The organism is Bradyrhizobium sp. Ash2021 (assembly GCF_031202265.1).
Lineage (GTDB): Bacteria > Pseudomonadota > Alphaproteobacteria > Rhizobiales > Xanthobacteraceae > Bradyrhizobium.
Genome location: NZ_CP100604.1, coordinates 5,124,559 through 5,145,434, shown reverse-complemented (window position 1 = coordinate 5,145,434; position 20,876 = coordinate 5,124,559). Strand labels below are relative to the sequence as shown.

Genomic DNA, 20,876 nt, shown 5'->3' with positions numbered 1-20,876 from the left:
GACGGGGCTTTGTGGCTGCACAGACGAGCCCGTAAAAAGAAGGCAAAGGAGGAAACGCTATGACGACGAAGCATGTTGCCGTGAGTCTAGCTCTCGCACTCGGCCTTGCGGCGTACGCCGCTGCGCCAGCTGTCGCACAGGAAGGCCCAAAACTTTATGTCTTCACATCCGGCTCATTGGGGGGCTTCCCGAAGGCCGCCCTGCAGATGGGCGGGCAAGGCAATATCGACTGGGCACCGGTGAGCTTCTACGTGCTCAAACATCCCAAGGGCAACGTCATTATCGACACCGGAAACAACGACAAAACGATAACCGACCCCGAGGGATGGTGGGGACCGCTCGCCAAGGGCTTCGGCCTCAAGATGACCCAGGATGACGCAATTCCGGCGCAGCTTGCCAAGATTGGTCTCAAGACAGACGACATCAAATACGTGGTGGTCGGTCACTTGCACCTGGATCATGGTGGCAACGTCGGCCAGTTTCCGAATGCGACCCTGGTCGCCCAGGACGACGAGCTGAAGGCGGCCTGGTGGCCGGATGTCGGCTTCTCCCTCTACTACATTCCGGGCGATTTCGCCGATACCAAGAAAATGAACATCGTTCGGCTCAATGGCGACCTGGACCTGTTCGACGACGGCTCGGTGCGCGTCATGCGCGCTCCTGGCCATACTCCCGGCAGCCAATTCGTGATGGTGAAACTACCCAAGACCGGTTCGGTCATCCTCACGAGCGACGTTGTCTATCTGAAGGAAAACCTCGACAAGAACCTGATCCCACCGATCCCGGGCACGGTGAATCCGGGCGACGCCTATCGCAGCTATCAGCGAATCCGGCTCATGCGCGACGCCAATAACGCGCAGATTTTCTATGGGCATGATCCAGAGGTCTTCAAAGCGACCAAGCACGCGCCCGATTTCTACGATTGAGAACTGAACCGGTGCGGGCTCTCCCGGTTGGAGCGCTCGCACCAGACCTCCAGGCGAGAGCCCGCCGGGGCGACGCAGCAGCAAGCCTGCTGCACGGCAGGTGCTGCTCTTTCGAGGCGCTGCATGATTATCTCGTCAATTGACGCGGCGCCGCCCGACGATGCGCCGGCCCGAACGACGGATGTTCCGGCCATTTCGGCTGTCGGCGTAAGCAAACGCTACGGCTCGGTCACAGCGCTCGACCAGCTCACGCTCGACATCCGCTACGGCGAGGTGTTCGGCCTGTTGGGGCCGAACGGTTCTGGCAAGACCACTTTCATGCGGCTGCTCGCCGGCTATCTGCTGCCTTCCGCAGGGCAGCTCACGGTGGCAGGTCTCGATGCCGTGCGCGATTCGCTCGCGGTGCGACGGCATATCGGCTATGTGCCGGAATCGGCGCCTCTCTACCGGCAGATGCGCGTCGGCGAATTCCTCGCATTCATGGCGCGGCTGCGCGGGCTGCCGGAAAAGGCGGTCGGCTCCGCCGTGGAGCGGGTGGTCGACCGCCTCGCGCTGGGCGCTGTCGTGGACAAGCCGACGCGCGCTTTGTCGCGCGGCTACCGCCAGCGCGCTGCCCTTGCCCAGGCTTTGATCCACGATCCCGACATCCTGATTCTCGATGAGCCGACCAACGGGCTGGATCCACGCCAGATTATCGAAATGAGGGAGCTAATCCGCTCGCTTGCGGGGCGCCATACGGTCCTCATGAGTTCGCATATCCTCAGCGAGGTGGAGAAGACCTCCGACCGGGTGGCGGTGATGCTCAACGGCCGGTTGCTCGGCGTCCGGGCCATGGCCGACACCCCGGATCTCGAAGGCTGGTTTTTGTCGCTGACATGAGAACGCTGCGCATCCTCTTCGCCAAGGAGCTGAATGCGACGTTGACGTCGCCGATAGGCTACACGGTTGCCGCCGTGTTCCTGCTTGTGCTTGGCTATACGTTCAGCCTCACGCTGTTCGTCACCAAGGTCGCGAACCTGCAATACATCTTTCACCAGATGTATGTGCTGTCGATCCTGCTGGTGCCCGTGCTGACGATGCGCACCTTCGCCGAGGAGCGGCGATCGGAGACGCTCGAACTGCTGCTCACCGCGCCGGTTCGGGAACTTTCGGTCGTGCTGGCGAAATATGCCGCTACGCTGACGCTGGTGATGGGAATTTTCGCGCTGACGCTCGTCTACGCTGTCATCCTCGACCGCTATGGTGAGCCGGACTGGGGACCGATCTACGCGGGCTATCTGGCGCTGGCGCTCCACGCCTCGCTCCTGGTCGCGGTCGGCCTCCTGATGTCGAGCATCACCGAGAGCCAGGTCGTCGCAGCGGCGTTGTCGATCGGCGCATTCCTGATGCTTTGGTTCGCCGATTCGGTGTCCTATCTTCTGCCGCCGCCCTTCGACAGCGTTGCGATAAATCTCTCCCTGATCGGCCACTTCAAGCCGATGGTCAGCGGTTCGGTGTTCCTGTCCGACATCGGCTATTTCGTCACCGCAAGCATGCTTGCGCTCTTCCTCACCGCTTGGGGGCTTGCGCAGCGATGATCGACCAGCAAGTGTTCAACGATTGGATCAATCTCGGCTGGTTTGCCGGAGTCATCCTGGCGCTGGCGCTGCTCTTTGCGGCTGGACTGAAATTGCCGGTGAGGCTGGCCTTCGCCAGTCGCGTCGCCTCTGCCACGCTGGTTACCGCCGCCGCCCTGACGGTCGCGATCCTCGCCAATGTGGCGCTGTTCCGCCACGACGCGCACCTCGACCTCACTCACGAAAAAGCCTTCACGCCTTCGGCCGAGGCGCGCGAGGTCATGCGTGGTCTCAACGAACCGGTCGAGGTAGCGTATTTCTTCCAGAAGCAGAATCCAGCCGCGCTCGCACTTGGTGCAATGTTGCGGCAACTCGCGCGACAGAACGCGAATTTCCGCGTGCAGCTAATTGATGCCGACCAGAATCCGGCGCTGGCTAGCAGCCAAGGCGTTCGGACCTACAATTCCGCGGTGCTGCGCCTCGGCGAGCGCCGTGTCGAAGTGATCACCACCGACGATCGCGAGATTGCGCTCGGCGTGTTGCGACTATTGCGCAAACGCCAGGTCGTCATCTGCTTTGCGGCGGGTCACGGCGAATACGACATCGACAATTTCGAGTTCCACACGCATTTCGAAGGCACGCACACCCACAGCCATGACGCCTCCGGCGCCGGTGTCGTGCAGATGGAGCAGCACGGTCTCGGCCGCCTGAGACGGGCCATCGAGAAGCTGGGCCTCGTCGCCCGCAAGGTCTCCTTCGCGACCGGGCAGCCGATCGCGGATGATTGTGCCCTGATCGTTGAAGCTAATCCGCGGACCCCCTACAGCCCCGGAGAAACCGACGTGCTGCGCCGTTATCTGGAGCGCGGCGGATCTGCGATGTTCTTGATCGAACCGGACTACACGCTCGACGAGAGCATTACGGCCCTGCTTGCCAGCGCCGGCATCAAGGTGTGCGACGGTGTGATCGTCGATCCAACGGAGCATTATTTCACTGACGAGCAGATGATCGCCATAGCCCGCTACGGCCTCCATCCTGCCACGCGGGGACTGGCGCTCTCGTTCTATCCTGGCGCGCGTCCGCTGGAGGTCCTGCCCGCCGCGAACGTGCAGGTGACGCCGCTGGCAGCCAGCAGCGCCGACAGCTACGTCATCGCAAATCGTCTGGGTGACCAATCGCAGGCGAAGTCCGGGCCGCGCTCATCACAGATCGTCGCTCTCGCCGCCGAGGGGCGGCTGAGCCAATCGACGGCAGCAACTTTCCGCATGATCGTCGTGGGCGACGCTGATTTCGCTTCCAATTCCTTCTTTCCCTACTTGGCCAACTCCGACGCCGTGCTGGCAGAAGTCTCGTGGCTCACGCACGAAGAGCGAGCGCCGGCGATGAAACCGCCCGTCGAAGTGCTTCCCACGGTCTCGCTCACCGGCGAACAGATGCGCGGCATCTTCTTCATCACGGTTCTGCTGATGCCCGGAGTGATCGCGCTTGCCGGCGCCGCGATGTGGGGGTGGCGGCGATGAGCAGGCTGGCTTGGGCGGCAGCCGCGCTCGGCGCCACAGCCTTCCTCGTAGCACTCGCGTTTACCGGCGGTCGCAGCGGCCCAGGGCTTGAGCCGTTCACGCCGAAGGGACTGATGATGATCCCGGTTGAGGACGTGCGGGAGATCGATGTCGCCGCCCCGCGCGGCCATTGGCATTTCGTGCGCGCGCAGGACGGCTGGCGCGCGACGCAGGGGATAGCCGCAGCAGGTTTCGAGGTACGCCTCAACAACGCGCTCACGCTCTTGCGCAATTCGGGGCCGGACCGTGTCCTGACAGAGGCAGAAGTCACGCAGGTCGGCGCGGCGCAGTACGGCCTCGCGCCGCCCCGGATGCGCGTCATTGTGAGTGGGCCCGAGGCTTCGGTCTTCGCCATTTCGTTCGGCGTCACCAATCCGATGGGCCTGTCGCACTATGCGAGGGTTGACGGGAGTTCGCAGATCGCACTGCTGCCAGCCTTCGTGGCCGAAGAATGGGAGCGGACAGGAGAAGCGCCGTGACGGCGAGGCTCATGCGATGGGCAGCACTCTGGCTGGCGCTCAACGGCTGCGGCGACGCTGTTGCGCATGTGACCACGACGGGATTGCTGCGCATCGAATTCGCAGGCGATCGGATACTCTATGCGCTTTCCGTCGCCCTGCCTGAACTGCCGGCTGCGTCCGCGGCCATCCTCACCGCTGCAGCCAACGGCGACCGCGCGGCGGCCGAAACGGTGGCCGAAGCGGCTCGCAGGAGTGTCATGATCGACGTCGCCGGCGGCCGCTGCCGGACGGGGCGGGTACGCATTGGCGGCGCCGGCGCAAACGAGACGCGCGCAACGGTCGAGATCGACTTCACGTGCGACGCCTCACACGGTCGCCTCGACATCACCGAAGACTGGAGCGCCTTCCTGGGCGAGCACTACCAGACCCTCGGCAATCTCCGCACGCCGAGCGGCGAGCGCCAGGTGACCTTCGGGGAGGCGTCGAGGACCGCCACCGTGGACATCGACCGCACGGCCGCGACGGGCTGGTTCGACTTCATCGAGCTCGGTATCAAGCACATCCTCACCGGCTATGACCATCTGCTGTTCCTCGTCGCGCTCCTCGCCACTGCCCGAAACGTATGGTCGGTGGTGCGCATCGTCACGGCCTTCACATTGGCTCACAGCGTGACGTTATCGGTCGCGACGATGGGCATTGTGACGGTTCCTGGCCGCATCATCGAGCCGCTAATTGCGGCGACGATCGTCTGGGTTGCGTTGGAGAATCTCTTCGCGGCCGAGCCCGACCGGGGGCGATGGATCTGGAGTTTCGGTTTCGGCCTTGTGCACGGTTTGGGGTTTGCCTCCGCACTTGGCGAGCTGGGCCTGAAGGGGGCGATGCTGGTACGCGGACTGGTGGGTTTCAATTTGGGTGTCGAGATCGGGCAGCTACTCTTCGTCGCCGTCTTCCTGCCGGCACTGATGTGGCTGACACGCGGGCGCGGCGCGCAGCTGACCCCGCGCATCGCGTCGCTGACGGTGGCCACGATCGGCACCTACTGGTTGGTCGAACGCATCTTTGTCGACTAAGGTGAAAACCAGGCCATTCCAAAAAGCTCGCTCAACCTATCGTGTGACCTCATATCTGTTTTTGGCAGATACGTTTGCAAAAGTCGAAAATCGAACTGGTCGAAAAATCTCGCGAAAGTCGATTTTTTTAACGCCGCCTGCGCTGCAGGGCTATTAAAGGCTAATGCGGAGGTCCGTCATCGTTTTCTGTAAAACGATGTGGTCCCACACATCGCTGTGCAGGAAACGCACCTTTTCAGGTGCTAATGGTGTGCATAATATATGTGCGAAATGGAGAGCGAAATGGCCGTCTATGGATACGCTCGAGTGAGCACGGATGGTCAGTCACTGACGGCACAAATAGCCGAGCTTAAATCCGCCAAATGCGAGAAGGTTTTTCAGGAAAAGATCAGCGGCGCGCAGTCCGACCGCAAGCAGCTGTCTCGACTAATTGCTGCTTTAGCTAAGGGGGACTGAGCTGCACCCGGTTCCGAGGACACCGAGTTAGGTGTTTTATGGAGCAGGAGGTGTGTCATGGAGAGACGGCAGTTTACGCGAGAGTTCAAGCTTGAGGCTGTACGCCTGATCAAGGAGCGCGGCGTGTCGTATGCGCAGGCGTCAGCAGACCTTGGCGTTCATCCAACGCAGTTGCGCAATTGGGTGAAGCAGCTGGCGGACGATCCGCAGCATGCATTCCCCGGCCAGGGCCAGATGAAGCCGGAGCAGTTGGAGATCGCGCAGCTCAAGCGCGAGGTCGCCAAGCTGAGAGCCGAACGGGACATCCTAAAAAAAGCCGCGGCCTACTTCGCGAAGGAATCAACATGAAGTTCGCCTTCATCGCGAAGCACCGGGGGATCTGGCCGGCGGAATGGTTGTGCGGGGCGCTCGGTGTCTCGCGGGGTGGGTTCTATGCCTGGCTGACACGGCCGCGCAGCCAACGCAGCCGGAGCGATGAGGAGTTGGGCGCGAAGGTTCGCGCCAGTTTCCTCGCCAGCGATCGAACCTATGGCGCGAGGCGAGTGTGGCACGACATGTTGGCGGAAGGCGGGTTGTGTGGACTGCATCGGATCGAGCGTTTGATGCGGCTACAGGCTCTCAAAGCCCGTCCACGACGGCGGCGACTGCCGCCCGATCTGGGTGAGCGGCAGGTCGCCGCCGTCGCTCCCAACGTGCTCGACCGCAGCTTCGATGCGTCCGCTCCCAACCGCAAATGGATCGCTGACTTCACGTACGTGTGGACAGCGGAGGGTTGGCTCTATGTTGCCGCTGTCGTCGATCTCTTCTCCCGCCGTGTGGTTGGTTGGTCGATGAACGCAGCGATGACGGCCCAGCTCGTCACTGACGCCCTGGTGATGGCGATCTGGCGACGGGGCAAACCGGACGCGCTCTTGCATCATTCCGATCGCGGCAGCCAATACACCAGCGAACAGTTCCAGCGGCTGATGGCCGATCACGGCGTCGTCTGCTCGATGAGCCGGTCAGGCAACGTCTGGGATAACGCGGCGATGGAGAGCTTCTTCTCGTCATTGAAGACCGAGCGGACTACGCGCAGAGTGTACCGAACGAGGGATGACGCCAAGGCTGACGTCTTCGATTATATTGAGCGCTTCTACAATCCGAAACGCCGGCACTCGACGATCGGATATTTGAGCCCTATGGAGTTCGAGCAGCAGGCTGGATTAGCTTAAGCAGGTGTCAACAGAACCGGGTGCAGCTCAGACGTGCTGGTTGTCACCCGGCTCGATCGTTTGGCGCGGTCTACCCGAGATCTACTCAATCTGCTGGGTACGATTGCCGAAAAGGGGGCCGGCTTCAAATCTCTCAGGGATACTTGGGCCGACACGACGACAGCGCACGGTCGTCTTATGCTGACCGTATTGGGCGGGCTTGCCGAGTTCGAGCGGGAGCTGATCCGGATCCGAACGGGGGAGGGACGCGAGCGCGCGAAGGCGAGGGGGGTAATCCTCGGTCGTAAGCCAGCGACGAGAGGCAATCGCCCGCCGTGAGGCGGGAGAGGTGCTAACTGACATAGCCCGTTCATACAATGTCAGTCACAGCACAATCAGTAGATTGGGCTAACTAACAGGAACAAGCGCCCGCTTAGCTCCCGCGCACGATTCGGCCAAGGGAAGACAGTCGCCTGGCTATTTCATCGGAACTCAACAGATTTCCAGAAACTTTGGTCGCAGCCAAAGATGTGTCTTCGGATTTGTTTGCAAGCGGCCGTAAAATGCGGGATTTCTTTGGCGCCTTGGCGCTTTCAGTTTGCTGAGGCGCTTGATGCTTCGGCTTGGCATCCGAATTGAACATGAGTTTAAGGAGAAACCACGCCAAACGAGGGGTCCATGCTTCTCCGCAAGCGGTTCGCTTATTATCTTAAGAGGGTGCGGCAGGGTCGGTTTCCGGTTGCATTCCTGTATAATCTCAATCTATTGCTGTCATACGCGGGTGGGCGGGTCCGCGCTCACGGTCCAGCTGGCACCGGCGCGCTTGAGAACAACTGACCGGGGGTGAAATTGTCGGGAATTGTTGATGACGATGAAGACGAGCAGCCGTCCAACCCTAGCGCCACGGCGCCGGATGATGACGCGGTCGACAAACGCAACAAACTACTGATCGAGATTTGGAAACAAGCGGTCGACACCCAAAAGCACTTTAACGATATGTGCGTGAAATCCAGGCAGCTCGGCCTGACGTTCGTCGCGGCCAGCTTAGGTGCCGCGCTTTATCTATTCATTCGATCTACGCCAGCAGGCTCCGACGCTGAAGCGGCCGCCTCGCGCTCGATCTCCGCATACTCGTACTCGGTTTGCGGGCACTCGATAATCTTGCATGTATCGTTGGCGATCATCATTGCGGCAGCAGCGGCCGTCTATGCCGTCCGGCGGCTTGACCTTGGTGTCTATCACCAGATGCTTCGAGGAGCGGTTACTTTCGGTGAAGATCTTGAGGAAAAGCACATCAGGCATATCGTTGGACTGCAAAAAGGAATGACCCAAGCGATCTCCCATTTCAGTCGACACTCTGATGCTGCTGCCAAACCCGACGGAGATGGTCAATATCGCTATTGGGGGGAAGATAAACGTAACGCTGGCGAAAAACTCAAAGGCTTCTATAATTTCCTTTTCGGTTTGCTTGCGTTCCTGGCATTTCTTGTCTTCGTAGCAAGCAACTTCCTGAAAGCGGCAGGATGAAACAAGTCGACGTAGCTGTCTTTGATCTCGATAATACTCTATATGATTGGTACGCGTCTTTTCTTCCTGCATTTTATTCCATGGTTGATGCAGCCACTTCTATCTTGAAGTGCGATCGGGAGGTCTTGCTTGACGAGCTACGAGCAGTGCACATCAAGCATCACGATGTGGAGCACCCATTCAGCCTTCTGGAAACCGAAACTATTCGGGAGCTCTCTCGCAAGAGTAGCCCTGCCGAAGCCCGAAGTATTCTGGATCCAGCGTTCCACGCATTCAATAAAGCACGGAAACATAATCTCGCATTGTTTCCAGGGGTGCGACCCACGCTCAACGAACTGCGTTCCCGGGGAATAAGATTGGTGGCTTTCACGGACAGCAGCTACTTCGCGACGCTCCGCAGGGTTCGTCAGTTAGATCTCGTAGATGTTTTTGAGAGGATATTCTGTCGAGCGAAAAGCGAGAGCATGCTAACTCCTTTGGCAGAATCGCCAGTCGATAACTTGGCCGCCATCACCACTGAATTGCCTGCTAGTGAGACCAAGCCCGATCCCGCGGTGCTCAACGACATCGCAAAGAACGAAAAGACCAAGCCATCGTCAATTGCCTACGTTGGCGACAGCATCTCCAAAGATGTTTTGATGGCAAGGAGAGCAGGATGCTTTGCGATCTGGGCAAAATATGGCGTCCACCGCGATCCCGCCATGTATGATAGGCTCGTTAGGATCTCTCACTGGACCGACGAAGATATTGTCCGCGAGCGCAATTTCGCGCAGGAAGCGTCGACGATCACCCCCGACTTCACTTGCGAAAACTCGATATCGGAACTTCTTGGAGTGCTAGAAGGGCCGCGAGCAAGGACGGTTAACGCCTAAGTCGCCGCGTGGAATGGATTAGCCGGGGAAAGCCATGAAGGAAGATCGAAGCTCGGTATTTCGCGCGCTGACCTTGGTTGCCGTTATGATGGTCAGTGCACTTGAGCCGGGATTTGGACAGCCGGTCCAACAGGGCCAGCCAGCCCCATCGCCACCCGCGACGACATCGCCGAGGCCTGCAAGCGCACCGGCCCCATCGCCAACCCCGCCCACGGTTGCTGCGCCGATCAAAGAGACGAAGGAGACTAAGGAAGTCAAGGATCGTCCGAGCGATTGGGTTCAATTGGTACGAGCAGTTGCATGGCCATTTTGTCTGCTGCTCATTGTCGTCATGCTCTTGTTCAGCAGGACCGGCAAGCGAATATTCGGACTCTTTCCCAAGGTCGTGCGCAAGATCAGTGCCGGCGGCGTGGAGATGCAGATCAGTGAAGACGCTGTTGACGAAATTCGCGAATACTTACGAGATTCGTTCGACGAACTGGTCGCGAGGGCGAAAGACGAATACCAAAGAATGGCCTCGGTTCAGCTGATCTCTACGCATTTGAGCAGGGTCATGGATGACGCACTTCCTAGGGTATTGCAGGCTCATCACATTCCCGCTTTGCCCGACAATGTGCGGGGCACAATCCATGTCCCTGACATAGTTTTTTCAAGCTACTTGTACCAACTGGTCAACTATTATCCGACCGATAGCCGACCCGGCGGGAGTGCCCACCGCCGTTTCTCGCAGCGATTCGGCATCATTGGACGTTGCTGGAGACTTGGCGAATCGATGGGTCGCGGAAACGCGGTTGTGGCAGGGCCGAATGCGGTGCGCCAATTGATCGAGCAGTGGGGCTTTATGCGCAGTGAAGTCAGCCAGACGCGCGAACGGCCGGGGGACTTGTGCGTCATCCTGAGAAACGAGGACCATTTGCCGGTCGGAATTTTATTCGTCGATTCGACAACTGCCGAAGGTTTCGGGACCGACGCAGTGGCCGTGAAAGTGGCAGATACCCTGGAAAATGAGGCAGAAACTTTGGCGCTCTCTCGCGCGTTGGAACGTGCTCTTGTACCGTTGCGCATTGCGGCACCCGACCTGGAGATCACACGTACCCTGCAATGAGCACTTTTAGCACCGCACTCTCCACCTACGATGACATTGCGGCGGAATATTATGATGCTGCTCGTCATCCGACATGCGCCAATTTTTTTGAATTGAGCGCCGCCTTCCTAGTTCCGCGAATTCAAAAATATGCTCCCGCCGCGAAGGCCATTCTGGAGGTCGGTACGGGCCGATCGATCGTGGCTCCGATTGTGGCCGCGAATAAATTGCCCCTCTCGCACGTCACGTTGCTAGATCAGTCTCCGCGAATGCTCGAACACTCGCGGGATTGGGGGCGGCGCGGTGCAAGATTGCTCGTCGCGGACGCCACCAGCACGGGACTGCCGCGTACAAGTTTTGAACTGATCGTGTCGTCGCTTGGGGATCCCTACAACGATGCGAACTTTTGGCAGGAGGTGAGCCGCTTGCTAAGATCAGGAGGAGTTTGCCTCTTCACGACACCCGCTTGGGAATGGTCCGAGAGGTTCCGTGGGGAATCGCATCGGAGGGTGGCTGAGTTTGTATTGGCGAATGGCGCCAAGGCTCTTGTTCGTTCCGATATTCCGTCTGTGGCGACGCAAAGCCAGATGATTGGCGGTGTCGGGCTCTATTTGGACGAGATGCAAGAGCTTGACGCAGCGCATTTGTCGGGACCGCTCTCGTCAAAGCTATTGTTCGAGGGGAAAACCAGCCCCTTGCCGCTGGTTCGCGGCCTCGCCGTCAAAAAGAGGTAGGGCCGGACTCAGGCCGACTAGGGCCGGTGTCGGCCTGACAAGGCGCGGTTACTCCACGAAGGAGAAGGCTAGAATAACGGCTGGGGCTGTCGCCTCTTTGGTCATTGCGGGATAGCTTGTCGTGCCGGCCATCGTACTTTTGTCGATGCGCTGATGTGCAATCTCTATTCGATCATCGCAAAAATCAGGCCGCGATCGTCGCGCCGTTCCGGGTGATAAACCACTACGCCGGCACCTGTCGCCGATGCCCAGGGTATTCTACGACTACCCGGCTCCAGGTTGCGCAATGACGGTGGCCAGCGCGAGATGGCGATGATGCGGAGGGGAATGCCACCACAGCCACGGGCCGGTGGATACTGGAATTGAGGGCCAGCGGGGATGGGATCCTCAAGATCGGCCGGAAGCTCAGTATAGGCACCAGTGTGGTACAGCGGGTGGTGGGCGTCACATGAACAGTCTGGCTCCAGCAGCCGGCGGGCATAGGCATTGAGCAGGGGTTGTTCGCTTTTAGCTGGGCGCAAATGAGTCCCAGGCCGGCAACTTCCCCTCAAGACCCACCGAGGATAGACTTCCTCAATGCGCTGCTGGTGGGCGAATCAAAATCAGACTTACCGCCATGAAATCGAGGGTGGACATTTATGGTCGCCCAAGCGCAACGCCAACGACGCTCGAAATCCCTCTCTCGAAATCCCTTTTACGATTCGATGCGCGAGGTTGCTCCCGACGACCTGATCCTGTCCTTCATGGATACTCGGATATCGCGATAGGAATGCGCGGTCGTATTGCTGGGAAAGCGCGCACTTGATCGGCGCATATACCTAGCGAAGGCGCGAAGTTGGTCAATCCCTCCTGATCGTTCCCCCACAGGTAACGAGACCTTTGAGGACCCGCGTGGCACGACGTTCGATCAATTGTGAAAAGGCCGCGGGCATTCTCGCGCCGCGGCCACCGGGATCAAGTGCGCCGCCGCCACCCAGCCCCCCGGTTTAAGAAGACTGATCCGAGTTTCGTCCAGTGTGGAGTCAAAAGTGCTGTTCCGCTCAAGGAACACCGCAAGTGTTGCGCAACTGAGACAAAAGGACGCTGTCTCGATGACCTGCTGAACCCTCTCGACGTGAGACCGACCAGGCTTGCGCCTCTTTAGCGCGATCGGGCTTCTCTTCCGCGGCCATGGCGGCAGCCTACAGCAGCAGACCGCGCGCGAAAGTCGCGCCCAAGAAGGGGCCTGGCAAACTAACCACGCGTGCACGCGCGATGCTCAAAAGCCTGAAGATCGACAGGGAGATAGCCGGACGGTGAGCCGCTTGGAGTTAGACACCAAGGCCCGCCGGTTCACACCGCCGGGCCCCTTTCTTTCGGCGAATTTCTGGCACCATCCTTTCGCGTCTTCGAATCGAAAGGGAGGATCGACGTGGCGATAGGTACAGTGAAGTGGTTCAATGCAACGAAGGGTTTTGGATTTATTCAGCCCGACAACGGTGGCAAGGACGTGTTCGTCCATATCTCCGCGGTTGAGAAAGCCGGTTTCAGTTCGCTCGCTGAGGGCGCTAAGGTGAGCTACGAAATCATTGCCGATCGCGGCAAAGAATCGGCCGGAAACCTAAGACTGGGCTAAGGCTTGGATCCGCCGCTCAAGCGGCTTTTCGCCACGAATCGTCCTTACAGGCAAGTCTGGCCATGCCTAGCGGGTCAAGGGGATGGCTGGGCCCCACGCGTGTCGTTCACCACTCACCGCGCGCCGGGCCGCTCCTAGTGATCAGTATGCGCAGGCGGGATCACGCCGGCGGGTTTTTCTTGCGGTTTTCCTGGGTGACCGACCTCGGTTGTCACCGTGTTAAAAAGGGGAGTGCGGACGTGGCGATAGGTACTGTGAAGTGGTTCAATCCAACCAAAGGGTATGGTTTTATTCAGCCGGACAGCGGCGGCAAGGACGTGTTCGTGCACATTTCCGCGGTGGAGAAAGCCGGCTTCAGTTCGCTGGCTGAGGGTGCAAAGGTCAGTTACGAAGAGAAGGAAAACCGGGGCAAGACGTCCGCGGAAAATTTGAGAATCGGCTAACGGACCAGGGCGCATCGGGCGCTGCTTGCCGTCGATGCCGACGCGGGGCTCCAACTGTCCAGCGGTGGACAGTTGGGATCTGGCTTCACCAACGGTTGTTGGACTTGCGCCGATCTCGCGGGCAATCGCCCTATCCGACTTGCGGGGGTCGGCGGCAATTGCCTCCGCCGCGCGCTGCGCTTTCGACATCAACGGCGCGCCGCAATTGCAGCTTGCATCCTCGCTCGCGAAGACTTTCAAGATGCTCCTTGTCGCCAAACACTCCTCGCCGAGCCGGACCTGACGCAGAGGGCCCCGTTGTCGTCCGAATCGGGGGCAACAAGGTGCAATCCTAATAAATTGTTAATTACGGATTGCTACGCATTGGCTCAATCGCGGATAGTCCCCACCCCCCCCCCCCCCGCGAGAATACGGAGACCCGCCGACCTCAACCCCCGGCGGGTTTCTGCGTTATGTGCCCATGCGCGCTTGCTCAAAGAGCGGAGTTATGGATGAAGTGCATGTTGGTGACAGCGGCACAGACTCGCCCATGCGTTGGCGCCGATCGATGAGGAAGCACAACCGGCAGCGGCTGGCGGGCCACGCTAGGGCGGCTGTGCCGGTAGTCCTTAAAAGATACGCCGCCGGGCTCGAAATGCTTTGTCCCGGCGGTGCCCTGTCTCAAACTGGGTCCCTGGCAATTCCCAGCCATAATTGCAACAGCTATGCCACAGGGATGTGGAACACGACGGCGGGGCTTCGGTCCCGCGCCCAGCGCGTTACGGAGCCGCCGGGTGTTCTTCTGGCCAATTACCCGTTGAGTCACCTGATTGTCGGCAACGGGCACTATGTTCGGTCATCACTTTCACCGCCTCGTCTTCGTCGGCGCAGAAAGCAATGCTTTGCCGATCGGCAAACACGAGCCACTGATGACGGCCAATTTCCTTGATGACGTATTCAGTCATTTCGGCGCCCGGCAGCGAGTAGGCTACATCTTATGCCCAGCAGCGTTGCAGGTTTATTAACCCCAACTCGCCACGATCACTGCGACCTTCTGGTGGTCACTGACGCGAATACAAGCCGCCGCTGATCTCAACCCAGCGGCGGTTCGCGCGGCTGCCCGGCCACGCGGACTCGCCCATGCGCAGGCGCCGATCGACCGGCACATGACAGCCCGCAGACCAAACCACGCCAGCGGCCGTCTCAAGCCGGGTGGTGGGGCCGGGTGATCCGTTATCGGGTTATCGGGCCGTCGCGCGCTTCTGCCTTGGGGGCTCTGTTGGCTGAAGTGCAGGAACCTGCTGAGTACTCGCGAACGATTGTTGTAGGACTTCGATTTGGGCGCTCAACGCTGTGACGTCGTCGGACAACCGCTTCATCTCGGCCCGATCGGATGAGACCGTTTGTTGAAGGGCCCTCAGTTGACCGACGGCCTGCTGTAGGGACGCCTGCAGGTCATGGATCGCTTGAGCAGTCGGATCTGGTGGTGGTGCGGTCGCTTTGTGCTGCTTCACAGGAATAGTTTCGTAAACGCCCAAAGGTACGATTAAGGCGACGGCTAGCAACGTGAGGACGAAGATACGCTCGCTCCGAGAGTGGCGATTAGGTCCTGGTGGACGCTCGAATCTCGATTGATCGGCCATGAAACAAAAATCCTGGTTTGCAGGGTTCTGACATTTACGCGGCCCGGCTCAGCTTAAACGATTCCCCGGCCGCGCCAGCGTGGCGCGCCGAGCGATTGCCGGGGGAAGCCCGGCAAATTCCAGCCCGCAAAAGCCGGACTCACCAGCGACCTTCGCAAGTTCTGGTAGTTGTGGAAGACTTACTGACTGGAAAACGTGCGAGCCGGGCGCATATTTGGGGCATGGATCAAATTCTGCCCCCAGAGCTAAATGATTTGGAATTTGAGGCCCTGCGGCAGCTCGCCGCGCATCCGATCACCCATCACATTCCGTCCCGCATTCAATCCAGGCTCAAGGATATCGGCTATGCGAAGGATGTCCTGGGCGGCATCGTCCTGACTAAGGACGGCCTACAGCGGATTTCGGAAGGCAAATGACACAAGCATCTCCCAAATCCCGGACTCACCAGCGGGCTTCCAAGAGTCGCCGCGGTGCTTCGGTCCCGCGCCCCCGCAAAAACGAAAAAGGCCGCCTGAGTTGGCGGCCTCTTAGTGTCTGTCCGAAAACATGTTGAATCATCGGAATCATTTGTGATTCAAGGGAGGCGGTCCGAATCTGAAGGAGCGCCGATGTGGACGAAAGAGAACCGCGGTCGTTACGACCGCAGCCGGCTACGCTATCCCAGCGATTTGACCGATGAGGAATGGGCGTTTGTGGAGCCGCTGATTGCGTCAGCCAAGCGAGGCGGCAACAAGCGCACGGTGGATGTGCGTGAAGTGGTCAATGGTCTGATGTATGTGCTGAGCAGCGGTTGCCAATGGCGAGCGATCCCGAAGGATCTGCCGCCGCGCAGCACGGTGCACGGTTATTTTGACTTGTGGACTTGGGACGGCACGCTCGATCGCATCCATCACGCGCTCTATGTACAATGTCGGGAGTTGGCCAACCGAGAACCCAGCCCGAGCGCCGCCATCATCGACAGTCAAAGCGTCAAGAGCGCGGAAAAAGGGGGGCGTGGATTGACCCGCATGGCTACGATGCGGGAAAGAAGATCAAGGGCAAGAAGCGCCACATCCTAGTCGATACCCAGGGCTTATTGCTCCACGCCCTTGTACATTCGGCGGACATCCAGGATCGAGACGGCGGGGTGTTGGTGATGGCCACTCTGTTTGGCCTGCATCCATTCCTGCTGAAGCTCTATGCCGACGGCGGCTACCAGGGGCCGATCTTTCAGTCCGCCGTTCGCAAAATCCTCCGGCAAATCGACGTGGAAATCGTCAAGCGTTCCGATACAGCAAAGGGCTTTGCGGTCTTGCCCAAGCGATGGATCGTCGAGCGCACCATCGCCTGGCTCAATCGCTGCCGCCGCTTGGCCAAGGATTGGGAGTGCCTCAACGGAAAGGCCTTGGCGTTCTTGCGCCTTGCCTCAATCCGCCTCATGCTCAGAAAGCTCTGTCAAAAAACAGCATGATCCCGGACAGACTCTTAGGGGGTTGGGGCGATGTTACCGGCCGTGGGACCTAACGACGCCCTGGGCTTGGGCCCGGGCTACCATGGCAAACGCCGTGTCCGTGTTATCCATCGAGCCGCCGCTCACTTGATCCAGCTGTTCACCCGTCAATTCGAACTCGCTGATTTCGCGATTGTTCAACTCATTTTCTGCGCAGTCATCGGTCAGTCTGCTGTCGTGAGACGAAGGGACCATTCCTCGCGACCGCCCGGCGGCGTTGCAGCCGTCTCGTTTTAACCCACGCAGTCCCAGAAACGCACAACGCCGCCCGGCCGAATATACTGGTTGAGCGGCGCTGAGACATTGCTGGGCCCTGAAATTTCCCAGCGTTGATTTCGTAGCAAGTCGAGTGCCAAGGTTCGATCAGGAGCAGGGGGGCCGTAGTCTTGTGGGGTCATTCGCGCTGAAGGCGGCCGACACGGTTCATTCCAGAACCTCATATTGGAATGCCACGCCGTCCGGGTCATTTTCCTGAAGCCATGTGTCTGCCGCAGCCTCGCTCGCAAAGACCGTCAGGTGATTGCGGTCGCCAACCAGCTTGCCGGTGTTGACATAAATCCAAACCGTCATTGGTCCCTCTTTAGTTTCCTCCGCCCCCAGTGATGCTCCTTGCGGCCTGGATTGAACTCCCGAACATGGCCGCGGTTCAATGCGCGCCTGACGCCGATCCGGGCGAACATTGTCGGGCCGCCCTGTGTTGCAACCAGGATCAGCGCTTCCGTCGCGGCCTGCCACTCCGGGGCCGTGTGCTCGGCCTTGGGCAGCTTGGTGATGTAGAGCGCGGCGCTGGAAAATAGGCGGTCGAAGGTGGTGCCGCCGACGATGAGCGCCATGCGGCCTGCGATAGCCTGATCCTGGACAACGGTAAGTATCATCGCTCTTCGGGCCACCAAGTCGATGGTGGGGCGCTCGCCGATTTCTTATTCGGCACGAGATGACAGGGCTTGTAGGGGTAGCCACGGAACTGTGAGCAGTCCTTGCAGCGCATGTAGCGCTCTAGTTCATGGATCGGCGTCGACTTCGGCCGCAGCACAATGTCGAGGGCGACGGCCTGGTAGGTGTCGCAGCCGAGGCATCTGACTTCGAGATATCGGCAACCAGCATTGAGCGCATCACCTAGAGCAGGCGAGGGCTGCGCTGGTCCCGAAGGCCGAGCATGCGCTGGTTCCAGGCCTCACAGGCGAGCCGATCAGCCTGCTTGCGCGCCTCCTTGGCGCGCTCCGCCGATGCCCGGATCGAATTGCCGTAGAGGGTTTCCCGCGACTTGGCTCCCATCGCACAAGGATGCCGCGGTCTCCGTGCATCGGCAAGCGGCTACGGCTTGTGGATTGAGGTGGACGCCTTTGGGCCCGTTGAGCCGTCGCGTAGGTCGTCGTGGTAGATCAGCAAGGCAGGTTGGCCGTTTGGAAAGCAGACAAGCAGGCTTCTGCTATGGCTGTTCGCTGTCTTTGTCGTGCGACCATTCTAAGATCACGCCCTCCCAGCCTTGAGACCGTCCGGTAAGAACAAATTCAATCCTCGTTCGCCGGATCGTCGTCCCCACTTAGCTTGGCGTCATGATCACGTACTACGCTCTCCAGTCTTTCGACACGGTCGAAAATCTCACCGATCGAACCTTGAAGCTGTTCGACGTCGTCGCCGTAATTCAAGGCTCTTTCGAGCAAGGCAATCAGCTCCGAATTGATCGAGCGGCCATTTGCTTTCGCGAGCCGTGCGATTTGATCGCGCATTTTGGGTGAGTATCGCAGAACAAATTGCGGCGACCCTCGACCCGGCGGTTTCGCCGATGGCATGGGATCGACCTTGCTGGCCGCGTGCATGCGATCAAGCGCGGCGACGTTTCGCTTGAGGCGATCTACCGCATTTGTCGATTCTGATTTCTTCTTCGCCATTGACATTCCTGGTTGCGCGCCGTCAAAGATCCTTGCGCAATACTATCACCGGTAATAGTATTGGTCCTGAGGTCGAGTATCAAGGTGATATCACATGATCAGGAAGCATGAATCAGCGAATATGCTGGTTCGACTCCCGCCCCCGCTTAAGGCATGGCTCGTGCAGGAAGCGGGAAAGAACTGCGCCTCCCACAATTCCGAGATTGTCCGCTGTGTCCGGGAACGCATGGAGCGCGAGCTGGCCAAAGTGGCGCTCGAAAGGGCCAAGGAACGCGCCGTTGCCGCCGCAGCAGCAGCGGAGTGACGGCGATGGGCGAGTACGAATTCCACCCAGCCGCCAACCTCTTTCCCATGATGACCGATGCCGAGCTGGAGGCACTTGGCGAGGACATGCTGCGGAATGCGCAGCGCGAGGAAATCATCCTGTACAAAGGACAGATCCTCGACGGCCGCAACCGCTATCGGGCCTGCCTGCTCAAGGGCATCAATCCGCGCTTTCGGGAAGAGCCTACGCCCGATCCCTACGCCTTCGTCGCATCGGCGAACTTGCATCGTCGACATCTCGACGCCAGCCAACGGGCGATGATCGCGGCTAACTTGGCGACGTTGCGCGATGGTCAGAACAAGGCAGCGGGTGCATCCCCGGATGCACCCACCCAGACCGACGCGGCTAAGCTCCTAGAGGTCAGCCGTCCGAGCGTGCAGCGCGCGCGCTACGTCAAAGAGCATGGCGTTCCTGACCTCGTCGATGCCGTTAAGGGCGGCGACGTAAAGGTCAAGCCCGCAGCCGAGTTCGCCAAGGCGGTGCCGCCGCTCGATCAGCAGCGGCTTATCGGCGAACACGGATCGGCTGCCGCCGCCGTGAAAGCCACGGTGCAGACGAAGGCGGATCGCGCCGCCCAGGTGACGCCGAGGAAGGTGCCCGATCCGAAACCGGCGGCAGACCGTGCCGAAGCGAGAGCAAGGCTCGACGCAGCGCGCGAGACCTATGTCGCCACCGTCGAGGCGGCGCACCTCACCATGGTGCAGCGGACCGACGAGATCAGAAAGGTGGTCCGGCGGCTTTATGTGGAGGGGGGACTCCCGGGCCTCCGGCTCCTGCTGAGATCGATCGCGGCAAGTTGAACTGAGAAAGGCGCGTCATGACGGGCAACAACTTCCGGCCCGACATCGTCGCCCGCGCCGTTGAGCTGATCCGCGCCGGCGTCGATCCGCACGAGCTGCGGCGCCAGGTTCATCGCGAGCACCAGGAGCTGACCGCGCTCGGCATTGAGCGGGTGATCGGCATTGCGCGCGAGGAGACCGGCCAGCAACGTGATCTCCGCGATCACCATGTTTCACTTCTATTGACGGCAAGAGCAGGCCAACCAACCTGAAAGGACACTCACATGACGACGGTTGAAAACAAAGAACAGGCAGTAGAAATGACGACCGAAGAATGGCTCGCGATCCGCACGGAGGCCGGTCTTCGAATTGACCCTGCGACCGCTAAGGTGACCTGGCGGTGGGCACAAGTGATGGATCCCTACGGTGTCCTGCCGCATTGCCCGGAAGTCGACTGCGTTGGGAGACAGTATTTCGCTCGCTCCCCGGAAAGCGACGTTTGGGTGAGCTTCGACGATCTTCCCAAGGCGACGGTAGATGCCCTGTGGAAAAAAGCAGACGCTATGGATGATGATGACGATTGGCCTTTCTAGCGTCAGAGTAACGTTGCGCCGCGTGTTCAAGTATTGAACGCCCGCGCGTCAGCATGAGGTGCCGATCTATGCAGCCCGCCAACGAATAAGCCCGCGCAGAGCGCGGACGGCACCATCGACGTCTACTTCGGTCCGGGCGAAGGCAAGAACTGGCTGGCCACCATCCCCGGCAAAGGCTGGTTAACCATCTTCCGCCTCTACGGACCCAAGAAGGCGTTTTTTGACCAGACCAGGAAGCTCGACGACATCGAGAAGGTGGAGTGAGCAATTCGGGAGCCAGTCCGCTTCTGGCACGCAGTTGCCGATCCGGTGGCCACGATCCACGCGATTGGGAAGGCGCTGCAAACCGCGCAAATTCAAGGGCGGAGGAACGAGACCGCGTCGGCCGAGGCGGCATAGTCGCCTGGCGCGAGTCTCCATCACGCGAACAGGTCCGCGCCAGCCTGGGTGAACCTTACGAAGGTCCCGGACTCGTGCAGCCAGAGCCAGCCGTTGGCGATGGCGAGTTCAAGACCGGCTTTGAACTCGGCGGGGCTGCCGCCTTCCCGGAGGAAGGGCAGGTTGATCTTCTCGATGTGCAGGCGGCCGTCCTGCACGGGCTCGACTGTACTGGCGATCTCCAGGAGCTTGCGCGCGGCCTTCTCCGGATCGGCGAACGGTCGGTCGGAGGCGTATTTCATCAC

General features: G+C 59.9%; 26 protein-coding genes and 2 pseudogenes. 22 read left to right on the top strand and 6 right to left on the bottom strand.

Annotated elements, in window-relative coordinates; translation table 11 throughout:
- Positions 1 to 59 precede the first annotated feature (59 nt).
- From NL528_RS24740 to NL528_RS24670, 15 genes are all read left to right on the top strand, one after another.
- The gene (locus tag NL528_RS24740) at positions 60 to 926 is read left to right on the top strand and encodes an N-acyl homoserine lactonase family protein (protein ID WP_309177062.1); all 867 of its coding nucleotides are present in this window, start codon (positions 60 to 62) and stop codon (positions 924 to 926) included.
- Positions 927 to 953: 27 nt separating this feature from the next.
- Positions 954 to 1,805, top strand: a complete 852-nt coding sequence (locus NL528_RS24735; protein WP_309177061.1) for an ABC transporter ATP-binding protein — start codon at positions 954 to 956, stop codon at positions 1,803 to 1,805.
- Positions 1,802 to 2,503, top strand: a complete 702-nt coding sequence (locus NL528_RS24730) for an ABC transporter permease subunit (RefSeq protein WP_309177060.1) — start codon at positions 1,802 to 1,804, stop codon at positions 2,501 to 2,503. The genes NL528_RS24735 and NL528_RS24730 overlap by 4 nt, the downstream gene beginning before the upstream one ends.
- Positions 2,500 to 4,002: a GldG family protein gene (locus NL528_RS24725; RefSeq protein ID WP_309177059.1), complete on the top strand. Its 1,503-nt coding sequence runs from the start codon at positions 2,500 to 2,502 to the stop codon at positions 4,000 to 4,002. The genes NL528_RS24730 and NL528_RS24725 overlap by 4 nt, the downstream gene beginning before the upstream one ends.
- A complete protein-coding gene (locus NL528_RS24720) occupies positions 3,999 to 4,520 on the top strand; it encodes a hypothetical protein (RefSeq protein WP_309177058.1) in 522 nt (173 codons plus the stop codon). Before NL528_RS24725 ends, NL528_RS24720 begins: the two co-directional genes overlap by 4 nt.
- Complete coding sequence (locus tag NL528_RS24715) at positions 4,517 to 5,572, top strand: HupE/UreJ family protein (RefSeq protein ID WP_309177057.1); 1,056 nt, start codon at positions 4,517 to 4,519, stop codon at positions 5,570 to 5,572. The genes NL528_RS24720 and NL528_RS24715 overlap by 4 nt, the downstream gene beginning before the upstream one ends.
- Positions 5,573 to 5,854: 282 nt before the next feature.
- On the top strand, positions 5,855 to 6,028 hold the full coding sequence (locus tag NL528_RS24710) for a recombinase family protein (protein WP_309177056.1): 174 nt from the start codon (positions 5,855 to 5,857) through the stop codon (positions 6,026 to 6,028).
- A 57-nt stretch (positions 6,029 to 6,085) separates the two neighbouring features.
- Positions 6,086 to 7,239, top strand: a protein-coding gene (locus NL528_RS24705; protein ID WP_309177055.1) for an IS3 family transposase whose coding sequence is annotated in 2 segments (ribosomal slippage) — positions 6,086 to 6,344 and positions 6,344 to 7,239 — 1,155 coding nt in all. Because the reading frame shifts where the segments join, the coding sequence is not laid out codon by codon here.
- A 33-nt stretch (positions 7,240 to 7,272) separates the two neighbouring features.
- Positions 7,273 to 7,557, top strand: coding sequence for a recombinase family protein (locus NL528_RS24700; protein ID WP_309177054.1), 285 nt, complete (start codon positions 7,273 to 7,275; stop codon positions 7,555 to 7,557).
- Between the two features lie 510 nt (positions 7,558 to 8,067).
- Positions 8,068 to 8,745 carry a hypothetical protein gene (locus tag NL528_RS24695; RefSeq protein WP_309177053.1) on the top strand — a complete coding sequence of 226 codons (678 nt, stop codon included), beginning with the start codon at positions 8,068 to 8,070 and terminating at the stop codon, positions 8,743 to 8,745.
- Positions 8,742 to 9,617, top strand: coding sequence for an HAD family hydrolase (locus tag NL528_RS24690; protein ID WP_309177052.1), 876 nt, complete (start codon positions 8,742 to 8,744; stop codon positions 9,615 to 9,617). Before NL528_RS24695 ends, NL528_RS24690 begins: the two co-directional genes overlap by 4 nt.
- Positions 9,618 to 9,651: 34 nt before the next feature.
- Positions 9,652 to 10,722 (top strand): hypothetical protein, encoded by a 1,071-nt coding sequence (locus NL528_RS24685; RefSeq protein ID WP_309177051.1) that lies wholly within the window; start codon positions 9,652 to 9,654, stop codon positions 10,720 to 10,722.
- Positions 10,719 to 11,435: a class I SAM-dependent methyltransferase gene (locus tag NL528_RS24680; protein WP_309177050.1), complete on the top strand. Its 717-nt coding sequence runs from the start codon at positions 10,719 to 10,721 to the stop codon at positions 11,433 to 11,435. The genes NL528_RS24685 and NL528_RS24680 overlap by 4 nt, the downstream gene beginning before the upstream one ends.
- Positions 11,436 to 12,846: 1,411 nt before the next feature.
- Entirely contained in the window at positions 12,847 to 13,050 is a 204-nt protein-coding gene (locus NL528_RS24675) for a cold-shock protein (protein ID WP_309177049.1), read from the top strand.
- Between the two features lie 239 nt (positions 13,051 to 13,289).
- Positions 13,290 to 13,493, top strand: a complete 204-nt coding sequence (locus NL528_RS24670; protein ID WP_074278311.1) for a cold-shock protein — start codon at positions 13,290 to 13,292, stop codon at positions 13,491 to 13,493.
- A gap of 758 nt (positions 13,494 to 14,251) precedes the next feature.
- Here NL528_RS24670 and NL528_RS24665 read toward each other — a convergent pair.
- Positions 14,252 to 14,437, bottom strand: a complete 186-nt coding sequence (locus tag NL528_RS24665; RefSeq protein ID WP_309177048.1) for a hypothetical protein — start codon at positions 14,435 to 14,437, stop codon at positions 14,252 to 14,254.
- 899 nt (positions 14,438 to 15,336) lie between these two features.
- Between NL528_RS24665 and NL528_RS24660 the strand changes: the two genes are divergently transcribed.
- Together NL528_RS24660 and NL528_RS24655 are read left to right on the top strand one after the other, a co-directional pair.
- Positions 15,337 to 15,531 (top strand): hypothetical protein, encoded by a 195-nt coding sequence (locus tag NL528_RS24660; protein WP_309177047.1) that lies wholly within the window; start codon positions 15,337 to 15,339, stop codon positions 15,529 to 15,531.
- Between the two features lie 192 nt (positions 15,532 to 15,723).
- Positions 15,724 to 16,565 (top strand): annotated as a pseudogene (locus NL528_RS24655) (IS5 family transposase).
- Between the two features lie 462 nt (positions 16,566 to 17,027).
- Here the strand turns inward: NL528_RS24655 and NL528_RS24650 are convergent.
- The 4 genes and pseudogenes from NL528_RS24650 to NL528_RS24635 form a co-directional block, all read right to left on the bottom strand.
- Positions 17,028 to 17,174 carry a hypothetical protein gene (locus NL528_RS24650; RefSeq protein ID WP_309177045.1) on the bottom strand — a complete coding sequence of 49 codons (147 nt, stop codon included), beginning with the start codon at positions 17,172 to 17,174 and terminating at the stop codon, positions 17,028 to 17,030.
- Complete coding sequence (locus NL528_RS24645) at positions 17,171 to 17,437, bottom strand: hypothetical protein (protein WP_309185027.1); 267 nt, start codon at positions 17,435 to 17,437, stop codon at positions 17,171 to 17,173. The genes NL528_RS24650 and NL528_RS24645 overlap by 4 nt, the downstream gene beginning before the upstream one ends.
- Before the next feature lie 38 nt (positions 17,438 to 17,475).
- Positions 17,476 to 17,879 (bottom strand): annotated as a pseudogene (locus tag NL528_RS24640) (hypothetical protein).
- A gap of 236 nt (positions 17,880 to 18,115) precedes the next feature.
- Complete coding sequence (locus NL528_RS24635) at positions 18,116 to 18,496, bottom strand: Arc family DNA-binding protein (RefSeq protein WP_309177044.1); 381 nt, start codon at positions 18,494 to 18,496, stop codon at positions 18,116 to 18,118.
- Between the two features lie 94 nt (positions 18,497 to 18,590).
- Between NL528_RS24635 and NL528_RS24630 the strand changes: the two genes are divergently transcribed.
- The 5 genes from NL528_RS24630 (at position 18,591) to NL528_RS24610 (ending at position 20,457) form a co-directional block, all read left to right on the top strand.
- Entirely contained in the window at positions 18,591 to 18,800 is a 210-nt protein-coding gene (locus NL528_RS24630; protein WP_309177043.1) for a hypothetical protein, read from the top strand.
- Between the two features lie 5 nt (positions 18,801 to 18,805).
- A complete protein-coding gene (locus tag NL528_RS24625) occupies positions 18,806 to 19,621 on the top strand; it encodes a hypothetical protein (RefSeq protein WP_309177042.1) in 816 nt (271 codons plus the stop codon).
- A 17-nt stretch (positions 19,622 to 19,638) separates the two neighbouring features.
- Positions 19,639 to 19,872, top strand: a complete 234-nt coding sequence (locus NL528_RS24620; protein ID WP_309177041.1) for a hypothetical protein — start codon at positions 19,639 to 19,641, stop codon at positions 19,870 to 19,872.
- A 12-nt stretch (positions 19,873 to 19,884) separates the two neighbouring features.
- Positions 19,885 to 20,193: a hypothetical protein gene (locus tag NL528_RS24615; protein WP_309177040.1), complete on the top strand. Its 309-nt coding sequence runs from the start codon at positions 19,885 to 19,887 to the stop codon at positions 20,191 to 20,193.
- Positions 20,194 to 20,307: 114 nt separating this feature from the next.
- A complete protein-coding gene (locus NL528_RS24610; protein WP_309185026.1) occupies positions 20,308 to 20,457 on the top strand; it encodes a hypothetical protein in 150 nt (49 codons plus the stop codon).
- 155 nt (positions 20,458 to 20,612) lie between these two features.
- Here the strand turns inward: NL528_RS24610 and NL528_RS24605 are convergent, their stop codons facing one another.
- Entirely contained in the window at positions 20,613 to 20,873 is a 261-nt protein-coding gene (locus NL528_RS24605; protein ID WP_309177039.1) for a hypothetical protein, read from the bottom strand.
- Positions 20,874 to 20,876 lie beyond the last annotated feature (3 nt).